The organism is Arthrobacter sp. TE12231, assembly GCF_054062895.1.
Genome location: NZ_JBSSFS010000001.1, coordinates 127,943 through 147,821 on the forward strand (window position 1 = coordinate 127,943; position 19,879 = coordinate 147,821).

Annotated in this window: 15 protein-coding genes; 8 read left to right on the forward strand and 7 right to left on the reverse strand. The window is 68.0% G+C overall.

Going from position 1 to position 19,879, the window contains the following annotated elements; translation table 11 throughout:
• The first annotated feature begins 16 nt into the window (after positions 1 to 16).
• Complete coding sequence (locus ACVWYS_RS00555) at positions 17 to 1,963, forward strand: primary-amine oxidase (RefSeq protein WP_456509198.1); 1,947 nt, start codon at positions 17 to 19, stop codon at positions 1,961 to 1,963.
• Between the two features lie 9 nt (positions 1,964 to 1,972).
• Entirely contained in the window at positions 1,973 to 2,413 is a 441-nt protein-coding gene (locus ACVWYS_RS00560) for a hypothetical protein (RefSeq protein WP_116767256.1), read from the forward strand.
• 40 nt (positions 2,414 to 2,453) lie between these two features.
• On the opposite strand, the gene ACVWYS_RS00565 is transcribed toward ACVWYS_RS00560, so the two are convergent.
• Positions 2,454 to 5,858, reverse strand: coding sequence for a DEAD/DEAH box helicase (locus ACVWYS_RS00565; RefSeq protein ID WP_456509199.1), 3,405 nt, complete (start codon positions 5,856 to 5,858; stop codon positions 2,454 to 2,456).
• A 195-nt stretch (positions 5,859 to 6,053) separates the two neighbouring features.
• On the opposite strand from ACVWYS_RS00565, the gene ACVWYS_RS00570 reads away from it, so the two are divergent.
• A complete protein-coding gene (locus ACVWYS_RS00570; RefSeq protein WP_456508072.1) occupies positions 6,054 to 6,965 on the forward strand; it encodes a DMP19 family protein in 912 nt (303 codons plus the stop codon).
• A gap of 88 nt (positions 6,966 to 7,053) precedes the next feature.
• On the opposite strand, the gene ACVWYS_RS00575 is transcribed toward ACVWYS_RS00570, so the two are convergent.
• Positions 7,054 to 7,575, reverse strand: a complete 522-nt coding sequence (locus tag ACVWYS_RS00575) for a COG4315 family predicted lipoprotein (RefSeq protein ID WP_344366011.1) — start codon at positions 7,573 to 7,575, stop codon at positions 7,054 to 7,056.
• Between the two features lie 188 nt (positions 7,576 to 7,763).
• On the opposite strand from ACVWYS_RS00575, the gene ACVWYS_RS00580 reads away from it, so the two are divergent.
• Together ACVWYS_RS00580 and ACVWYS_RS00585 are read left to right on the forward strand one after the other, a co-directional pair.
• Positions 7,764 to 8,273, forward strand: a complete 510-nt coding sequence (locus tag ACVWYS_RS00580) for a sigma-70 family RNA polymerase sigma factor (protein ID WP_456508073.1) — start codon at positions 7,764 to 7,766, stop codon at positions 8,271 to 8,273.
• Positions 8,270 to 8,953, forward strand: coding sequence for an anti-sigma factor family protein (locus tag ACVWYS_RS00585; protein WP_456508074.1), 684 nt, complete (start codon positions 8,270 to 8,272; stop codon positions 8,951 to 8,953). The genes ACVWYS_RS00580 and ACVWYS_RS00585 overlap by 4 nt, the downstream gene beginning before the upstream one ends.
• A 60-nt stretch (positions 8,954 to 9,013) precedes the next feature.
• Here ACVWYS_RS00585 and ACVWYS_RS00590 read toward each other — a convergent pair whose 3' ends face one another.
• Positions 9,014 to 9,820 (reverse strand): DUF1206 domain-containing protein, encoded by an 807-nt coding sequence (locus tag ACVWYS_RS00590; RefSeq protein ID WP_116767250.1) that lies wholly within the window; start codon positions 9,818 to 9,820, stop codon positions 9,014 to 9,016.
• Positions 9,821 to 9,957: 137 nt separating this feature from the next.
• Complete coding sequence (gene trmB, locus ACVWYS_RS00595) at positions 9,958 to 10,914, reverse strand: tRNA (guanosine(46)-N7)-methyltransferase TrmB (RefSeq protein WP_456508075.1); 957 nt, start codon at positions 10,912 to 10,914, stop codon at positions 9,958 to 9,960.
• A 93-nt stretch (positions 10,915 to 11,007) separates the two neighbouring features.
• On the opposite strand from trmB, the gene ACVWYS_RS00600 reads away from it, so the two are divergent.
• Positions 11,008 to 12,279: an MFS transporter gene (locus ACVWYS_RS00600; protein WP_456508076.1), complete on the forward strand. Its 1,272-nt coding sequence runs from the start codon at positions 11,008 to 11,010 to the stop codon at positions 12,277 to 12,279.
• 108 nt (positions 12,280 to 12,387) lie between these two features.
• Here the strand turns inward: ACVWYS_RS00600 and ACVWYS_RS00605 are convergent, their stop codons facing one another.
• Both ACVWYS_RS00605 and ACVWYS_RS00610 read right to left on the reverse strand, forming a co-directional pair.
• Complete coding sequence (locus ACVWYS_RS00605) at positions 12,388 to 13,677, reverse strand: MFS transporter (protein ID WP_116767248.1); 1,290 nt, start codon at positions 13,675 to 13,677, stop codon at positions 12,388 to 12,390.
• A gap of 23 nt (positions 13,678 to 13,700) precedes the next feature.
• Positions 13,701 to 14,969: a M20 metallopeptidase family protein gene (locus tag ACVWYS_RS00610; protein WP_344365999.1), complete on the reverse strand. Its 1,269-nt coding sequence runs from the start codon at positions 14,967 to 14,969 to the stop codon at positions 13,701 to 13,703.
• Between the two features lie 194 nt (positions 14,970 to 15,163).
• Between ACVWYS_RS00610 and ACVWYS_RS00615 the strand changes: the two genes are divergently transcribed.
• On the forward strand, positions 15,164 to 16,195 hold the full coding sequence (locus ACVWYS_RS00615) for an Lrp/AsnC family transcriptional regulator (RefSeq protein ID WP_456508077.1): 1,032 nt from the start codon (positions 15,164 to 15,166) through the stop codon (positions 16,193 to 16,195).
• Between the two features lie 198 nt (positions 16,196 to 16,393).
• Positions 16,394 to 17,815 carry an MFS transporter gene (locus ACVWYS_RS00620; protein WP_344366081.1) on the forward strand — a complete coding sequence of 474 codons (1,422 nt, stop codon included), beginning with the start codon at positions 16,394 to 16,396 and terminating at the stop codon, positions 17,813 to 17,815.
• Between the two features lie 132 nt (positions 17,816 to 17,947).
• Here ACVWYS_RS00620 and cycA read toward each other — a convergent pair whose 3' ends face one another.
• On the reverse strand, positions 17,948 to 19,477 hold the full coding sequence (gene cycA, locus ACVWYS_RS00625; RefSeq protein WP_456509200.1) for a D-serine/D-alanine/glycine transporter: 1,530 nt from the start codon (positions 19,475 to 19,477) through the stop codon (positions 17,948 to 17,950).
• Between the last annotated feature and the right edge of the window lie 402 nt (positions 19,478 to 19,879).

Sequence of the window (19,879 nt, forward strand, 5' to 3'; positions counted from 1 at the left end):
CCGATCGAAGGCCGTCATGATGACCGCACAAACTGACACCCGCACTCCGTATGGCCCGTACAGTCTGGCCGCGGACGTCGAAATCACCGCAGTCCAAGGCATCCTGCGAGCGGCGGGCCTGCTGGGCGAGAGCAAGCGCATCGCGTACCTGGGCCTGGTGGACCCCGCCAGGAACGCGCCGGAGGCAAGCGAGGACCGCCGGTTCCGGGCCTTCATCCACGACGTCTCGGGAGGGCGCCCGGCCGACGTGACCGTCTCGGTGTCCAGCGGTGCGGTGGTCTCCGTCGTCGAGCTGGACACAGCGGTGACCGGCGAGCTTCCTGTCCTGGAAGAGGAGTTCGAGGTCGTCGAGCAGCTCCTGGCCACGGACGAGCGGTGGCTCAAGGCGCTGGCCAGCCGCGGCCTGGACGTCAGCAAGGTCCGCGTCGCCCCGCTGTCTGCCGGTGTGTTCGAATACCCGGAGGAAAAAGGACGCCGAATCCTGCGTGGCCTGGCCTTCGTTCAGGATTTCCCGGAAGACAGCGCCTGGGCGCACCCCGTGGACGGTCTCGTGGCGTACGTCGACGTCGTCAGCAAGGAAGTCACACAGGTGCTGGACACCGGCGTCGTCCCGATTCCCGCCGAACACGGCAACTACACGGATCCTGAGCTGACCGGGCCGCTGCGGACCACGCAGAAGCCCATCAACATCACCCAGCCAGAGGGGCCCAGCTTCACCGTCACCGGCGGGAATCACATCGAGTGGGAAAAGTGGAGCGTCGACGTCGGCTTCGATGTCCGCGAAGGCGTGGTGCTCCACAACCTTGCGTTCCGGGACGGCGACCGGCTGCGTCCCGTCATCAACCGGGCGTCGATCGCCGAAATGGTGGTCCCGTACGGGGACCCGTCGCCGATCCGGTCCTGGCAGAACTACTTCGATACCGGCGAATACCTCGTGGGCCAGTACGCGAACTCCCTGGAGCTTGGCTGCGACTGCCTCGGCGAGATCACGTACCTCAGCCCCGTCATCAGTGACGCCTTCGGCAACCCCCGCGAGATCCGCAACGGCATCTGCATGCACGAGGAAGACTGGGGGATCCTGGCCAAGCACAGTGACCTCTGGACGGGCATCAACTACACCCGCCGCAACCGCCGCCTGGTGATCTCCTTCTTCACCACCATCGGCAACTACGACTACGGCTTCTACTGGTACCTCTACCTCGACGGCACCATTGAGTTCGAGGCCAAGGCCACCGGCGTCGTCTTCACCTCCGCCTACCCGGAGGGCGGATCGGCCAACATCTCCCAGCTCGCCCCGGGCCTGGGCGCCCCGTACCACCAGCACCTGTTCAGCGCCCGCCTGGATATGGCGGTCGACGGCCTCACCAACCGGGTTGAGGAAGAAGACGTGGTCCGGCAGGCGATGGGCGAAGGCAACGAACGCGGCAACGCCTTCTCCCGGAAGCGCACCGTGATCGCCCGTGAATCCGATGGCGCCCGCGAGGCCGACGCCCGCAGCGGCCGGACCTGGGTCATCTCCAACCCGGAATCACGCAACCGCCTCGGCGAACCCGTGGCCTACAAGCTCCATGCCGAAGGGCAGCCCACCCTGCTGGCGGACCCGGAGTCTTCCATCGCCCGGCGTGCCGCCTTTGCCACGAAAGACCTCTGGGTGACCCGGTTCGCCGAAGACGAGATGTACCCCACGGGCGACTTCGTGAACCAGCACGCCGGCGGAGCCGGTCTGCCGGCCTACATCGCCCAGGACCGGGACCTGGACGGCCAGGACATCGTCCTCTGGCACACCTTCGGCCTCACCCACTTCCCGCGGCCCGAGGACTGGCCGATCATGCCCGTGGACACGGCCGGCTTCAAGCTGCGCCCCGAGGGCTTCTTTGACCGCAGCCCCGTCCTGGATGTGCCCGCCAACGCCCAGCAGTCCTCCGGTTGCCATGGCGACGCCGGCGGCCACTGCCACAGCTAGTCCGACGCCGTGAGTGTCGCCCTCAGATGGGGCCGCCGGTCCGGCATCGTGCTCCATCCCCGGATCTGCGCCGCCGTGACGGCGGGGTCGTGCCTCGCGCACCTGTGGCTTGTCGCCGGGAACCAGCACGGGACCTGGCTAAACGTGCTCATGCTCGCCATGGTGGCGGTGTGCCTGCCGTGCGCCGTGCACATCTGGCGCCACGGACGGGTCAGCTCCCTGCGCCAGGTCATGGCCTCGGCACTGGTGATGACCGGGGTCCACGCGGTTCTGCTCCTCGGCGTCGGGTCCGGCGCCGAGGGCCACAGCCATCATGGTGCCGCGGCCGCTGCCTCCGGTGCGGCGCCGTCCGGTGCCGGTGCGCTGCTGGCGGTCATCGTGCTGGAAATGACGACGGCGCTGCTCGCCGCGACGCTCCTGGCCCGGCTCCGGACCCGGCCCCGCGGCTGAAGTCCGGGCCGGGGACCCGGCGCGTTGCGGGTCAACCGTGTCAGTCGTTGAAGAGCCCCGCCAGGTCCTCGGCGGTCAGGGCGCCGCCGCTGAGCGCGTCGCCTTCCATGACGTCGGCGAAGAGCTGGGATTTTTTCGCCTTGAGGGCCATGACCTTCTCCTCGATGGTGTCCTTGGCGACCAGCCGGTAGACCATGACGTTCCGCGCCTGGCCGATCCGGTGGGTCCGGTCCACGGCCTGGGCCTCCGACGCCGGGTTCCACCACGGGTCCAGCAGGAACACGTAGTCGGCCTCGGTCAGGTTCAGGCCGAAGCCGCCGGCCTTGAGGCTGATGAGAAACACCGGTGCGGCGCCGTTCTTGAACTCGTTCACGACGTCGGAGCGGTTGCGCGTGCTGCCGTCGAGGTAGCAGAACTCGATGTTTTCCTCGACCAGGCGCTCCCGGACCTTGCCCAGGAAGCCGGTGAACTGGCTGAAGATCAGGGCCCGGTGGCCCTCGGCCACGAGGTCCGCGAGCTGCTCGAACAGGACATCAAGCTTGCTGGCCCGTACCCCGGAGAGCGAGGGGTCGATCAGCGACGGGTCCAGGCTGAGCTGCCGGAGCAGGGTCAGCGACTGGAAGATGGTGAAGCGGTTCTTGTTGACGTCGTCAATCAGGCCCAGGATCTTTTGGCGTTCCCGCTGCAGGTGCGTCTGGTAGACCTTCTGGTGCCGCGGATTCAGCACGACTTCCAGGATCTGCTCCTGCTTGGGCGGCAGGTCCCGGATGACCTGTTCCTTGGTCCGCCGCATCATGAGCGGCCGGACCCTGCGCCGGAGCTTGTCCAGCTGTGCCTTATCGCCGTTCTTTTCCACCGGTTTCTGGTAATACTCGGCGAACCGTTTGGGGCTGGAAAAGAGCCCGGGCGCCACGATCGAGGTCAGCGCCCAGAACTCCATCAGGTTGTTCTCCAGCGGGGTGCCGGTGATGGCGAGTTTGAAGGCGGCCGGCAACTTGCGGGCGCACTGGTAGGCCTTGGACTGGTGGTTCTTGACGAACTGGGCCTCATCCAGGACCAGGCCCGCCCAGGTCCGGGACGCATAGGCCTCGTAGTCGATCCTGAATAGGGCATACGAGGTGATGATGATGTCTGCGCCGGCCATCGCCTCGGCCGGGTCCGCACCGTTCTTGGCGAAAGTTTCGCCAATGGCACGCGCCGTCAGTCCCGGCGCGAACCGCGCCGTCTCAGCCTCCCAGTTGCCCACCACGCTGGTGGGGGCGACGACGAGGAAGGGTGCGGTCCCGGCGTCGGACTGGGCTTCATCTCCTGTGGCCGCATCCTTCGCGGCGCAGATCAATGCCAGGGCCTGGACGGTCTTGCCCAGGCCCATGTCGTCAGCCAGCACGCCGCCCAGCCCGTGGCGGTACAGGAAGCTCAGCCAGTTGAAGCCTTCCAGCTGATACGGGCGGAGCTCGGCGTTCAGCGTCGCGGGTAGCGGCAGCCCCTTGATGTCGCCTTCCAGCAGGCCGCCAACGGATTCGCGCCAGGCAGCCGCCTGTTCGTCGACGATGCCGAGGTGCGCGAGCTCGTCCCACAGTCCGGCCTGGAAGCGGCTGATCTGCAGGGGCGCGTCTTTGTCGCCCGGGTTGTCCTGCAGCGAGCGGGCCTCATCGATCAATGCCCGCAGCTGGTGCAGCTCCGGCAGGTCCAGGGAGAAGTACGCCCCGCTGGGCAGCAGCATGCGGGTCTGCCCGGCCGCGAGGGCGGAAAACAGCGCCGCGAAGGACACCGGCTGGCCTTCCAGGGTGATGACAATGCCCAGATCGAACCAGTCGCGGCTGTCCGTAGCCTTCGTGGAGATCGCGACCACGGGCGCTTCCTCGGCTTCGCGGTAGTCCGCGATTTCGCCGGAGGTGTCCACCGCGACGCCGGGGAGGTCGCGGAGCCGGGGGAGCACGTCCTCGGTGAAGGCGAGCGTGTCCAGCCCGGACAGTTCCGCCGTGGCCGCCAGGCGCGGCGTGCCCCAGCCTCCGGTCGCGGATTCGCCCAGGGCCGGGACCACGTCCCAGGGTTGCCCGACGGCTTCCAGGATGCGGGCCTCGGCGGGGTCGTCCCGGTAGCCGTGGTCGCCCGGATGCCGCCACAACGGCTGCGCCGTGACGAGGTTCCCGGACTTGTAATGCCATTCCCAGTGCAGCCGGACCCGGTGGTCGGCACCGTAGTTGGCCAGCAGGGACAGGGTGGGGACGGCAAGCGCGGGCAGTTCCACGGACTCGTCCGAGGCCGTTACCCGGGCGGTCTGCTTGAGTTTGGGATAGAAACCGGTCAGGAAGCGGCTTTCGTCCCGGGCAGGGATGTGCAGGGTGGTCCCGCCCGTGACGAAGGTCAGCAGTTCCTCGCTGAGCCCGCTTTCCAGCGGGGCGAGCGTGATGATGGGGTCGGTCGGGGCGCCGCCGGGCAGGGCGCCGCCGTCGGACGTCAGGAAGATTCCATGCGCCGGGCGGCCGATGGTCCCCACCGACGCCGGATCCACCACTTCGCCTTCCACCGTGATGGTCGGCGCGAGTTCCAGCCCGCCGTCGTCCCCGCCAGTGCCGAACCGCGCCAGGTTGAGCCCGACGGCGGCCGGCTCCTGAACTAACCGTACCGGCTCCGTCCCGCGGCTGTGCACCAGGGCGAGGCCGATCTTCTGGGCCTGGGACAGCAGGCTCCACAGGTTCTTGCCGGCGTAGGTGTTGAGCCCCAGCCACAGCCCGGTGCCGGCATGCTGGCGGTTCGCCACGGCGGTGTGCGAGGCGAGGAACTCCTGCATCCACTCCACATGCGCCTCGTTGCATTCACGCCGGTAGTTCAGGTAGCTCAGCGTGCTCCAGGAGACGTCGCCGCGGATCCACTTGCCCTTGGCCCCCATGATCACGGGCCGTGCCTTGAGCTGGCGGACGCTGCGGAGCGGATCGCGGCGGCCGGTGTAGGAAAAATGCGGGGCGGGTTCCTCGACGTCGAACTGGAGCGCCAGGGGCGTGCCGTTGGCGGACGGGGTGATGCCCGGGCTGGCGATCAGCGGACTGAGCGCCTGCTCCCAGTCGGCCAGCTCCGGCGGCGCGCTCTGGCGGGACAGCCTCGTGGACTCCGCCGGGGCCAGCAGCTGAATCCGGATGGCCGGGTTGTCTTCGGCCGAGAACAGCAGGGCCGCCACGTGCTTGCAATCCTTGCGTACCGGGCAGCTGCAGACGCCCACCGTGCAGCTCCAGCCGCCGGTTTTCCGCACGAGCTTGGCCGTCGTGGAGTAGGGAACGTCGGCGCCGCCCCGCACCTTGCCCAGGAGCAGCCCGGTGGCGGCATCGAAAGACATTCCGGAAACGCGGCTCCCCATGGCGTAAGCAAGTCCGGCCGCAAGGGAGCGGTCGTTGATCGCGGGAGTCTGAATTGCCAGTGCCGCACTCTCGTCCGGATGGGATGGCATGTGCGCGCTACTTTCGGCAGGAGGTCATCTGATCCATCTTAGCGAGCCTTTAAGGTCCCCGGAACTTCGCCGGCCGCCGGGGAACATCCCCCAAACTTCGCCTGACGTTCAACTGGGGCACGGCTCCCGGCAGGGACGACGGACCTACCGTGGAGGGGTCCGGAGTATCAGCAGTTCCAGCAGTAAGGATTTCGCATGACCAACGGTGAGCCCACCAGCCAGTCCGCCCACAGCTACCCGACCGTGCTGACAACGGAAAGCCTCAGGGGTGGCAACGAGGACGTCGTCGACGCAAACGTCAACGTGGTCAACGCCATGTTCGAGGAGTTGCTGGATGCGGACGAGATCTCCCCGACCGCGCTGCGCAGCTACTACGTGGACTTCTACCTGACGCAGGCGCAGGCCGGCGGCTTCGCGCAGTACGTGTTCACCGTGCCGGAACGCGAGGAAATCGATCCCTATGTCCGGGAAGGGCTGGCGGGCATGGGCGCGGCCGCGCATCTGGACCTCTTCAACCGAACGGTGGCGGCTTTCGGTGCCCTGACCGACACCGACGTCGACACCTACCTCGACGGCGGCAGCAGCTGGGTCGCCGGAGGCGACACGGAGGCCGACGACCCGGAGGGTGACGTCTCCGACGCCGTGCGGCGCATCGAAGAACTGGACGGGGAATTCGAAACGGTCCTCGAAGCGGAGGACATCGTGGCACTGAATGCCGCGTGGCTGCGCGGCCAGCCGGACCTGCTGGTCCTTGACGACGATGACCTCGATGCCCACATCGCCGGCAGGGTGGCCCGCATCCCCGACCTCGCAGAGCGCCAGGCCGCCGCAGCGGCCGAAGCCCTCCTGGACGCGCCGGAGTTCGAACAGATTATCCGGGAGCTGTGCGACATTGCCGGGCACAGCCTGGAACGGATCACCATGGGCGATCCCAACTACGAGCACAACGGGGAGACCACCCTGGCCTGGCACTTCACCACCGAACAGGGCGAATTCCTCATGCTCGAAGACGACGACGAGGCCTTCATGCTGAACCCGCGGACCAACGAGATCCTCGCCGCCGTGGAGTTCGAAGAGACAGTGGAGTTCGAAGAGGCTGGCGCCTAAGCGGCTTTCCCTGCGGTCTCGGCGGCGGCGCCATTGCGCGTTGCTGCCGAGACCGCCCCTGCCGCACGGCGCATTGCCCGGGTGCCTTTTAGTAGCCGCCCGCCGCGCTCTTGATCATCTCCCCGGACGGTGCCACGAGGTACCAGGCCCCGCCGACGCCCTGGCCCGTGATGTCTCCCGCGGCCTGGTCCTTGGAGTAGTAGTAGATCGGCATCCCGTTAATGGTCACCTGCAGCTTTCCGTCAGCTGTGGGAATGGTTCCGACCTTGCCGGTCACGCCGTCAACGGTGGGGGTCGCCGACGTCGATGTGACCGGGGGCCACGTCGTCGCGCACCCGGCGGTGCAGGTGCTGGTCCCGGAGTCCTTCGTGTCCTTAGTGAAGGAGTAGACGCTCAGTCCCTTGCTGCCCACCACGATCGCACCGGCCGTGGACTGGGCCACCGTGAGGTCCGCAGCGGACGTGGACGCCGGCGCCGAACTGGCCGCAGCGCTGCTGGAGGAGGGGGCCGGCGCTGCCGACGTTGACGTCGTTGTGCTCGCGCCGCCACAGCCGGACAATAGCGCGGCAAGGGCGAACGCGGTCAAGCCTAGGCTGAGATGCTTCTTCATTGCTGCTCCTTGACTCGAGCCAGCCTGACTCGCCAGGCCGGCGCTACCCCCTAAGACGTATGTGGGGCGCCAAATGGTTCACGTAGGGGCAGCCCTGTTCACGTCAGCGCAGTCCCGGGGCACACTGAACTATTGGGCGCGCCCGTACGTCTTACAGGGGGCAGAGCACAACTCGCGGGAGGTGGGACATGCCGCTGGACGAGGACGTCGTGGCCGCAATCTACCGCGACCACGGTGCGGCCTTGAGGCGGTTCGTCCTTAGCGCTTCCCGGGACCCGCAGCTCGCCGACGACGTCGTCCAGGAGACAGTGCTGCGGGTCTGGCAACAGGCGCCGCAGATCACCGGCAGCCTGCGCAGCTACCTGTTCCGGACGGCCCGGAACATCATGATCGACAACTATCGCAAGGCCCAGCGGCGCCCGCAGGAAACCGGCGACCGCGAAGTTCCGGCCACCACCGACGGCGCAGGCGCCGCCGGACGCATCGACGATCTACTCAACAAGGTCCTGATGGAGGAGGCGCTCCTGCGGCTCAGCGCGGAGCACCGCGACGTCCTGGTGGCGCTTCATTACCGCCGCTGCACGGTCCAGGAGGCAGCCGCCCAATTGAAGATCCCCAGCGGCACAGTGAAGTCCCGGGCGTTCTACGCCGTGCGGGCCCTGCGGACAATTCTCGACGAAATGGGGGTGCAGCGGTGAACGGCGGCGGACTGCACGAGCTCCTCGGCGCGTATCTGCTCGGCGGGCTGGAACCGGCCGAGGCCGCCGCCTTCGAACAGCACCTGGCCGTCTGTGCGGACTGCCGGCAGGAACTGGACGAACTTGCCAGCCTCCCCGCGCTGCTCGACGCGGTCCCGGTGCCCGACGCCGTCAGACTCACCGCGGCGGCTACGGCCGCCCGGGACCGGGCTCTTGTTCGGCCGGAACCCATGCCGGTCCCGCGCAGGCTGCTCGACGAGCTCGCGCGCCGGCGCCGGACTGTGCGGCGCCGGTGGGTGTCGGCCGTGGGCGGCGCCGCCGCCGCATGCCTGGCGCTGGGGATCCTGGCCGGTCCGCTGCTGAACCAGCCGGCCAAACCTGACGCAAGCTACTCTGTGACGGCAAGCAGCGGGCTGGAGGTCACGGTGGGACTCGTCAGGAAAACCTGGGGCACCGAACTGGCCGTGGACGCCCGCAGCCTGCCCGTCGACGGGACCCTCTCGCTGTGGGTGAAGGACCGCGACGGCGGCGAAGACCGCGCCTGCGCATGGACGGCCACGCCCACCGGAAAGGTCCGGATCACCGGGGCGACGCCGGTGCAATTGGCCAAGATCACCAGCGTCGAGATGCGCAATGAGCAGCAGCAGACCGTGGCCGTCATCGCCGTGCCGCAGGGTTAGCGGACACCGTTCGGGCATGAACCCCGGCAGGTCACGCCCGGGCCCCTTAACTTCGCGGACCTACATCTTCGCGAGCTTGGCGCGCAGCGCCATGAAGATGCCGTAGCAGATCAGGCCGACCCCGACGGCGGCCAGCAGATACACACCGAACGGCTGTTCGCGCAGGGCCTTGAGGCTGCCGTCGAGCCCGGTTGACTCTTCCGGGTGGGCCTTCACGGTGGCGATGATGATGAGCAGGCCCACCAGCAGCAGAGCGAAGCCCTTGGCGGCGTAGCCCACGACGCCGACCACCGTCACCGCGGTGCGTGCCTGCTTCTGGGACGGCATGCGCAGGTACTTGATGAAGGACTTCCGAAAGCCGCGGATCGCGTAGACGATCCCCGTGACGGCCACCGCGGCGCCGATGACAATCAGGAGCGCGACGCCACCGGGCGCCTTCATCAGGTTGATGGTCAGATCGCTGGTTGACTGGCGGTGGTCGGCGTGTGCGCCGGTGGCGACCGAGGCCAGGGTGAGGGCAAACCCGGTGTACACCACGGCCTGCAGGCCGGCTTTGAGCTTCTTGCCGACCTTCTTCTTGGTGGGCAGGTGCTCGAAGTCGAAGATGGCGTCGCTGGCCTGCCAGATGGCCAGCGCCACGCAGGCGGCAAACGAGGTCCAGAGCAACAGCGGCCCGGCCGGCTGCCCGGCGAGTTCTTCCACAGCGCCGCTCACGTCGGCCTGGCCCTGGCCGCCCATGGCGAGCCGGATTGCGACCAGCCCGATGAGGAAGTGCAACAGTCCTGACACGGCGAACCCGGCCCGAGCCACTACTTCAAGCGGCTTGGAATTGGTGACTTCCTCGGCGACGTCCGCGGCGTCCTTCATTTCTTCTTTGATGATGGTTCCTTAGTACTAACTGGCAAGCCGCGTCCCGGAGCCCCGGCAGCCCCGATAACCGAACTTCTTCCGTAATCGTGCCACGCGCAGGCGTTCAGCAACAGATTCCCGCGGGCCGGTCTTAGCTAACGGCGGCGGTAGCTGAGATCGAAGATCAGGCGCCCGGCTTCGTGGGCCTTGTTCTCGAAGCTGGTGAGGATCCGCCCCTCAAACCGAGGCGCCCAGCCGCCGGTCCCGTCGACGCCTTCGTTGGGCCCGGTGTGTTCGGTGCTGACCGGCGCCCGGCCCTCCTTGACGGGCGCTCCGCCCACCCGGGATTCGACGCCGGATTCCCATACCTGGGTCAGGGGGCTGTCCGCGCCGGCGCGCTCACCCTCGTGCAGGTTCTCGAACTCTGCGGAGCCCGCCATGACTTCGCGGACGTGGACGGCGTAGTTGGACCAGTCGGTCGCGATCCGGAAGATGCCGCCGGGCCTGATGGCGCGGGCCGCGAGGTCGGCGAAGGCCGGCTGGATGAGGCGGCGCTTGTGGTGCCGGGACTTGTGCCACGGGTCAGGGAAGAACACCCACAGTTCCGTGACCGAGCCGGCCGGCAGCATGGTGGCGAGCACCTCGGGGGCGTTCGCTTCCACCACCCGGACGTTGCTCAGCTTGCGGCTGTTGATTTTGATCAGGGTGTTGGCCAGGCCGGGGGTGTAGACCTCCACGGCCAGGAAGTCCTTGTCCGGGTTTTCCTCGGCGGCGTGGCAGACGGCGTCGCCCAGCCCGGAACCGATCTCCACAATCAGCGGAGCCTTGCGGCCGAATTCGGCTTCGGCGTCGAAGACGTAGTCCGGGTGCACGGAGGTGTTGGCGACGTGGCGCGGGACCTCCACCGCCCAGCGGTCCGCGTGCTCCTCCCAGGCGGCCTGGCGGCGTCCCTGCAGGCGTGTGCCGCGGCGGACGAAGCTGACCGGACGGCCCCCGTATGTGCCGAACGAGGCCTGGCTGCCCGGGGTCACGGGGCGGGGCGACTGTGTCTCGTCCGGGGCGCCGGACAGCGGCATTTCCGGCGTGCCGGGGGTTTCTGGGGATTCGCTCATCCTTTCCAGAATAGTTGAGTTTGCGGGCCCGGCCCGCCCCGGGAATCCGCCAGGCGCCTGGCAACGAGGCCGCCGGGGCCCCGGACTGCAAGAATGGGGCGGGTGACCTCAGCCGGGAAAACTGACCAGCAGGATCTTTCGCCACGGGCCGTTCCCAGGGACGAGCCCGCCGGGCCGCCGCACGCGGCCAGCCGCCGCATGCTCGCGTACTTAGGCGTCTGCCTGGTCCTGATCGGGCTTAACCTCCGCACGGTGTTCTCGAGCTTCGCCGCGGTCCTACCCGAGGTCACGGCCGACGCCGGGCTTCCGGCCTGGGCGGTTATGGTGCTCACCACCGTGCCGGTGACGCTGCTCGGCGTGTTCGCCCCGCTCGCCCCCGGACTGGCACGCCGGTTCGGTGCCGAGCGTGTGCTGCTCGGTGCCATGGCCGTGCTCACGGCAGGGCTGCTGCTGCGGCCCGTGGAGCTGCCCGGAGTGGGGCACCTGCCGGCCATGCTGGCCGGAACCGCCGCGTGCGGTGCCGCGATTTCGCTCTGCAACGTGCTGCTGCCCGGCGTCGTCAAACGTGACTTCCCGCACCGTCTGGGCCTCATGGGCGGGCTCTACACCACTGCGATCTGTGCCTCGGCCGCCCTCGGTGCAGGCTTCACGTTCCCGGTCTTCCGGGCGACCGGGCAGTGGACAGCGGCGCTCTGGTTCTGGGCGGTGCCGGCCGGCGTCGTGCTTCTCTTGTTCCTTCGCCCGGCGCTCCGGGCCCGTCCGGGCGGGCAGCCCCGCACGGGCGCCGGGGTCAACGTGTGGCGCTCCGCCGTGGCCTGGCAGGTGACGTTGTTCATGGTCCTGCAGGCCATGATGTCCTTTAGCGTCTTTGCGTGGCTGGCCCCGATCCTGCGCGAACGCGGCGTGGACGGCGGCACGGCCGGACTGATCGTCTCGGCCTCGATTGTGCTGCAGATGCTGGGCTCGCTGTTCGCGCCGGCGCTGGCCACCCGGTTCCGGGACCAGCGCGCCATCAACACGGTGGTGGCCCTCATGACCGGGGGAGGGTTCGCGCTGAGCATCTTCGGTCCCACCGAATTCCTCTGGCTGTGGACCGGCCTGCTCGGCCTGGGCCAGGGCAGCCTGACCGCCGCCGCACTGACCCTGATCATGGTCCGCACCCGCGACGGGCACACGGCCTCCCACCTCTCCGGCATGATGCAGGGCGTCGGCTACGGGCTTGGCTCCAGCGGCACCCTCCTGGTCGGCCAGCTCCACCAGGCCACCGGATCCTTTGCCGCGGCGGGCGTGCTGTTCCTGCTGGTGGGCTCGCTGGCCGCCGTGTTCGGGTACCGGGCCGGGCGGGCCCGCTTCGTCGGCGGCTGACCCCTTCAACACGATGCGCTGGCAGTTATGGCTGTTCTGAGCCCGCCAGAAGAGCCATAACTGCCAGCGCATCGGGAGCCGACCCTGCTACAGAGGGCCGACCCCGTTTCAGAGGGTGAGGTCCTTGCCCTTCGTCTCCGGGATGGTGAAGACGAACACCGCGGAGATGGCGAGCAGAAGCACGGCGTACACATTGAACAGCTGCGGCATCTGCACCGTGGTGCCGAGCCACTGCTGGAGGTAGGGTGCGGTGCCGCCGAAGACCGCCACGCAGATCGAGTACGGGACTCCGACGCCCACGGTGCGGATGCTCGTGGGGAACAGCTCGGCGTAGACGGCCGGCACGATCGCAGCGCTGGCGGCGATGAAGATCAGCATGACGGACATGCTGACGGCCAGCTGCCAGGCGGAGTCCTTGAGCAGGGCGGTCATCGGGAAGTGCATGATGCCTGCGCCGATCGCACCGGCCCACAGAACCTTCTTGCGTCCGATGCGGTCCGCCAGTTTGCCCCAGAAGGGCAGCGCCGCGATGAACACGATATTACCGATCACGCCGGCCCACAGGGCCTCGCCGCGGTCGATCTTCAGCGCGGTGGTGGCGTAGCTGGGGGCGACAACACCCCAGATGTAGTAGATGACGGTCAGGCCGACCGTCAGGCCGATCACCTGAAGGGCCTGCTTGCGGTGGCGGACAATCTGCGGCCAGATCGGGGCGCGCTTCTCCGCCGAGGCTTCGCCCTCAAAGACGTCCGTTTCGTGCAGCCGGGACCGCATGATCAGCGCGTACAGGCCCATGGCCGCGCCGATCAGGAACGGGACGCGCCAGCCCCACGCGTTCATGACTTCGGTGCTTAGGGTCATGTTCAGCACGGCACCCAGCAGGGTTCCGAACAGGATTCCCACCGTGCCGGAGGTGTAGATCAGGGTGGCCCAGTAGCCGCGGTGTTCCTTCGGCGCCATCTCGGACAGGTAGGTCTGCGACGACGGCAGCTCCCCTCCGTGCGCCAGTCCCTGGATCAGGCGCGCCACCAGGAGCGTCAACGAGGCCCAGGCCCCCACCGCGGCGAAGGTCGGCGCGATGCCGATCATCAGGCTGCCCACCGACGCCAGCCCCACGGCCAGGGTCATGGAGGCCTTGCGGCCGATCCGGTCGCCGATCCAGCCGAACAGGAAGCCGCCGAACGGGCGGGCAACGAAGCCGACGGCGAAAATCGCCAGCGTGGACAGCACCGCGGACGCAGGGTCTGACTTGCTGAAAAGCTGGCTGGCGATGAACGGCGTGAACGTGGCGTAGATGGCCCAGTCGTACCATTCAACGGCGTTGCCGATGCCGGTGCCGATGATCGTCTTGCGGGTGGATGTCCGGGTTGCCGGCGTCGTGGACGCGGTTGTAATCATGGTCTTCTCCCTCGGGGGTGGGGCTAGGAAAGGGTGGAGGCAGCGGCGACAGGGGCAGTCGCGGCGGGGGCGTCTGCTGCCGCAAGCGCGGTCAGCCTCGATATGGCGAGCTCCGCGTAGAGTGCGGCGCCGTCAGCCAGCACGCCGTCGTCGAACGTGGCGTATGGGGAGTGATTGAACGCGGACGCGGTGGGGTCGGCGTCCCGGGGGACGGCGCTGAGGCCGATGAACGTCCCGGGGACCTCGGCGAGCACCCTGGAGAAGTCTTCGGAGCCGCTCAGTGGGGTGGCCCAGCGGGCGAGCCGGGAATCGCCAAACAAGCCCTCAATGACGTTCTCTGCGGTGTGCGTTTCGTCCTCGTCCGTGATGGTGAGGGGGTACTCCTGCTGGTAGTCGACGTCGACGTCCAGGCCGTGCGCCGCTGCGATGCCCTTCAGCAGGCGCGGCACGGCGTCCATCATCTTCTGTCGGGATTCCTCGGAGAAGGTCCTGATGGTGGCCTCGATGCGTGCGGTTTCCGGGATGATGTTGCGCTTGGTGCCGGCCTGGAGAACCCCGACGGAGAGGACGACTGGATCGAACATGTTGAACTGGCGGGTGACCATGACCTGGAGGGCGGTGACCATCTCGGCCGCCGCCGTCACGGGGTCCTTGGCCGAATGCGGGGCCGAGCCGTGGCCGCCGGCGCCGAGTACCGTGACCACCAGCCCGTCGGACGAGCTGAGCATGACGCCGGGTTTGGTGCAGAACGTGCCGTGCGGTTCGAGGGCGGAAAAGACGTGCATGCCGTAGGCGGCGTCCACGCGCCGGCCGGCGGCATCCAGCACGCCTTCGCGGATCATGTGGCTGGCGCCGTCGAAGCCTTCCTCGCCGGGTTGGAACATCAGGACGACGTCGCCGGCCAGCCGGTGCCGGCGTTCGGCCAGGAGGGTGGCGGCTCCTGCCAGCATGGACGTGTGGAGGTCATGGCCGCAGGCGTGCATGGCGCCGTCGATCCTGGACGTGTAGTCCACGCCCGTCTTCTCCTGTACCGGCAGACCGTCCATGTCCGCGCGGAGGAGGACGGCGGGGCGGGAGCAGGCGCCCGTTCCGGGAGCCTGCCCGCGCAGCACCGCGGTGACCGACGTCGTGGCCTGGCCCAGCGTGATCTCGTAGCCGAGCCCGTCGAGCGCCTTCAGCACTTTTTCCTGGGTCCGCGGGAGCTCCAGGCCGATCTCGGGCTCCCGGTGCAGCTCATGGCGGAACCGGGCCAGGTCCGCCTGCATTTCCCGGGCGTCTGCGGTGATCGGCACGTTTTCTCCTTGCTTGTCGTTTGTCGGAATCGCGTAATTGACGAATTGGTTTTGTCGCTGCGGCTTGGTTTGGGTCTGGTGAGGACTGCCTGCGTCTATTCTCAAGTGACATGGTTCACATGCTGCTAAAGGCCTGAAAAAATGCAAAAACCGGCTGGAGTCGCAGTTTTCGTGCACGAATGAGGGGAAGAATAATGGAACTCAGCGAGGACGACCTCGCCCTGATCAACGTCCTGCAGATCGCTCCGCGCCTGAGCTGGGCGGATGCCGCGGAGGTGCTGGGTGCCCACGCCACCACCCTCGCCGCCCGCTGGGAACGGCTGCGGGCCTCAGGCGTCTCCTGGGTCACCGCCCACCTGATCGGCGACCCGCACCAGATGTGCCTGGCGTTCGTCGCCGTGGATTGCGAAATGAACCGGCGCCAGGACGTCACCGCCCGGCTCGCCGAGATGCCGGAAATCGTCACGGTAGAGGAGGCAGCCAGCAACCGGGACCTCATGCTGACCGTCATTACGCCCTCCCTGGACGACTTTAGCCTGAAGGTCATCGCGCGATTGAAGGAGATCGACGGCCTCGTCAAATACCAGACCGCACTGTGCACCAGGCTGCACGCCAGCGGCGGCTCCTGGCGGCTCAACGTGCTGAGCCGGGCACAGCAGGCCGCCGTGCGCACATTGGCCGGCGCCGAGACCGCCGGAGCCGCCCAGGCCGCCGCCCTCGGACCGTTGCCGGAAAGCCACTTGGCGCTCCTGCCGTTCCTGGCCAGGGACGGACGCGCCACGGCGGCCGACATTGCCCGCGGTCTGGGCCGGCACCCTGCGACCGTCCAGCGGCAGCTCAACCGGGTGCTCGCCAGTGGCATCCTGTCATTCCGGTGCGAGGTGGCTCAGAAGTTCTCGGCCTTCCCCGTGACCTGCCAGTGGTTCGTCAACGTCCCCGCCGGCCGGCATGAGGCAGCCGCGGCCGAGCTGAAGACCATGCGGAACGTGAGGCTCAGCGCCTCCACCACAGGTCCGACGAACTTCGTGATCATCATGTGGTTGCAGTCCCTGGCCGACGTCATGACGATCGAGCTCGCGTTGCAGCAGAAGGTGCCCGGGATCGAGCTCGTGGAAAGCGTCGTCATGTTGAGCACCGTGAAACGTGTGGGGTGGATGCTGAATCCGGACTCGCGGGCGAGCGGCGCCGTCGTGGTCCCGGCCCAGGGACTCGATGCGGCCGGCTGACCCGGCCCGCTGACGTGGCCGGACGGCCGGGGCCGGGGCACGCAGCTGATGTGCGCGGCGTGCCGCTCTTGTAGGCTGTGGCACGTGCCCCGAACCGACCCACACGACGGTCAGAAACTCAGTCGGAAATCCAGTCAGAAACCTAGTCGGACCTCCAGTCAGAAATCCAGCCAGGAATCCGTCCCGGAATCAGCCGGCATCTTCCACCGCAGCTACCTGCTGGTGACGCTCGGCGCCTGCGCCCTGGTGTTCCTGGCGGCCTTCGAGTCTCTTGCGGTGACCACCATCATGCCGCTCGTCAGCCGGGAGCTGGACGGCGCAAGCCTCTATGCGTTGGCCTTTGCCGGGCCGCTGGCCACCGGGGTGATCGGTATGGTGGCCGCCGGCAGCTGGTCCGACCGCAAAGGACCCGTGGCGCCGCTCCTGGCCGCGGTGGGCATGTTCGTGCTGGGCCTGCTCATCGCCGGTACCGCCGGGACCATGCCGGTTCTCGTGTCCGGCCGGCTAGTCCAGGGACTGGGCGGGGGTGCGCTGACGGTGGCCCTCTATGTGGTCATCGCCCGGGTCTACCCGCCGGTGCTGCATCCGAAGATCTTCGCCGCCTTTTCCGCGGCCTGGGTCATCCCGTCCCTGGTGGGCCCGTTCGCTGCCGGCGTCGTGGCGCAAGTGGCTGGCTGGCAGTGGGTTTTCCTCGGCGTGGTGGGACTCGTGGTCCCGGCCCTGCTCCTGACGGCCCCGTCTTTGCGCGGCCTGCACGGAACCCCGGGCGCCGCAGCAGCCGCCCCGCCAGCCCCAGGGTCGGCAGGCGGTGAGGCGGCAGCCGTGGAGACTGCCGGGGGTGCCCGTCCGCCGGGCGGTCCGGCCAAGTTGGCGTTGGCAGCCCTGGCAGCGCTCGCGGTGCTGGGCCTGAACCTGTCCGCCGAGGTCCCGGGGGCCGGCGGCGTGCTGGCGGCGGCCGCCGTCGCCGTCGCACTACTGGCCGTCCGTCCCCTCATGCCGCGCGGGACCCTGACCGCCCGGCGCGGCCTGCCGAGCGTCATCCTCACGCGCGGGCTCGCGTCCGCCGCATTCTTCGGCGCCGAGGTCTATCTGCCGTACCTGCTCGTGGAACGCTATGCCTTTGCCCCCACTTTTGCGGGCCTCACGCTCACCGGCGGTGCCATCGCCTGGGCGGCGGCCTCGGCCATCCAGGGCAGGCTGGGAACCCGGCTGGAGCACCGGCGGGCGGTGCGGATCGGCTCGGCCCTGGTCCTCGGTGCCGTTGTCCTGGCGTTCGTGACGACGGTACTGGCCTGGCCGGCCGCTGTCGCGATCGCGGGCTGGATCCTCGCCGGGGGCGGCATGGGACTGATGTATCCGCGCCTGAGCGTCATGACCCTGGCCCTCTCCACCAGGGACACAGAGGGCTTCAACAGCTCGGCCATGTCCATCTCGGATTCGCTCGGCGGCGCCCTGGCCCTCGCCGGCACGGGAGTCGTGTTTGCCGCGTTCTCGACGGCGACGACGGCGGCGGCGTCGTTCGCCGGAGTCTTCGCGCTGACGGCGGTGATCGGCGTCGCCGCCGTGGCTGTCTCGCCGCGCGTCGCCGTCGTCCCGGCTGCCGTCAGGACACGGGAGTAAAGGCACCGCAGGCGATCGCACGATCAAGGGCAGGAGCCCCGGCCGGAAGAATCCGGTCGGGGCTCCTGCACATCCCGTCACGGCGTGTCCGTGCCGGGGTGTCTCTGTCGAGGCTTAGCGGAGGCTCAGGGGTCAGACGGTGGTGCGGACGACTTCCTCCGAGCGGACGGCCTGCCATTCCACAATCCGCGCCTGCTGCAGCGGTGTCTTCCGGTTGAAGTGCCAGGCGGCACCCAGCAGGAGGAACCAGATGGGGGCCACGAAGAGTGCCAGGCGGGTGTCATCGGCCTGGGCCAGCGCCACGAGCATGAAGACGAAGAACGCGAGGACCACGTACGGCATGAAGGCGGAGCCGGGCATCTTGAACTTCGACGCCGCGTGCAGGGCCGGCCGACGGCGGCGGAAGACGATGTAGCTGATCAGGATCATGGACCACACGAACATGGTCAGCACGGAGGCCACGGAGGTGACGATAGTGAACGCACCGATCACGGAGTCGCCGGCGTAGAGCAGGACGAGTCCGGCGAGCAGGAAGATGCAGGAGAACAGCAGCGCGTTCTGCGGGACCTTGCGGCTGCTCAGCTTTCCGAAGGCTTTCGGCGCGTTCCCGTCCTGGGCCAGGCCGTAGATCATGCGGGAGGTGGAGTAGATCCCGGAGTTGGCGCTGGAGGCCGCGGAGGTCAGGACCACAAGGTTGATGACCACGGCGGCGATCCCCAGCCCGGCGAGCGTGAACATGCCGATGAACGGGCTGCTGGCGGGATCGATGGTGCGCCAAGGGTTGACGGCCATGATGACCACCAGGGCGCCGACGTAGAAGAGCAGGACACGGACCGGGATGGAGTTGATGGCACGCGGCAGGTTCTTCTCCGGGTCCTTGGTCTCGGCGGCGGCAGTGCCCACCAGTTCGATGCCGGCGAAGGCGAAGATCGCGATCTGGAAACCGAGGATGAAGCCGAACATGCCGTTCGGGAACATGCCGCCGTCGTTCCACATGTTGGCGAGGTTGGCTACCGCGCCGTTGGGGGACGTGAAGTGGGTTGCAATCATGATCGCGCCGGTGGCGATCAGGGCCACGATGGCCACTACCTTGATGATGGCAAACCAGAACTCCGCTTCACCGAACGCCTTCACGGTGGGGAGGTTCAGGAGGACCAGCACCACGGGGGTGAGCAGCGCCGGGATCCACAAGGGGGTGCCGGGCGCGAGCTTGTCCACGTAGCCGGAGATGGCGACGATGTCCGCCACTCCGGTGACAACCCAGAAGAACCAGTAGGACCAGCCGGTGAAGAAGCCGGCCCAGGGGCCCAGGAGGTCGCCGGCGAAGTCACTGAAGGATTTGTAGTTCAGGTTGGAGAGCAGGATCTCGCCCATGGCCCGCATGACGAAAAACAGCATGAAGCCGATGATCATGTAGACGAAAATCACGGACGGGCCGGCGAGGGAGATGGTCTTGCCGGACCCCATGAACAGGCCGGTGCCAATGGCGCCGCCGATGGCGAGCAACTGGATGTGGCGGTTGCCCAGGGCTCGGGCGAGGTGCGGCTCGCGGCTCCCGGCGCCGGATGCGCCGTGGGCGGAGACGGCGGTTCCAGCAATTTCAGATGGTGCAATGTCGGATTCTGCAGTGGCCGGAGCGGCCGTGGTGATGCGTTCAGACATGAGGCTTCTTCCTTGTCACAGGCGGTCGCAGCGGGCGGGGGTTCCGCGATGCGGTCCGCACGGATCCGTCAGAGTGTGACGGAGGTAACAGTTTTGGCGGGTAGATCAAGATTAGGGCCGGTATTTGGCGGTCCCTGTTGCCGCGGCAGTCCGCGTAGGTGAACCAGCCGGTCGGTGATACGCCGTGCTGATGCCCGCCGCACGGAGGTCCGGCGAGGTGCCGGAACGGGCCCGGAACCCCCGTCTTTCCGGGGCTTTGGGGGAAGAGGCGACGCCGGTGCGGCCGTCCGTCGCAGCCGTCGGCGCCGCTCTTCCACCACTCACCCATCCGCAGGCGCCTTCGACAACTGTCGAACATCTTAGCCTCAGTTGTCGTCCGCTGTCTTTTGTCACATTTTTTGC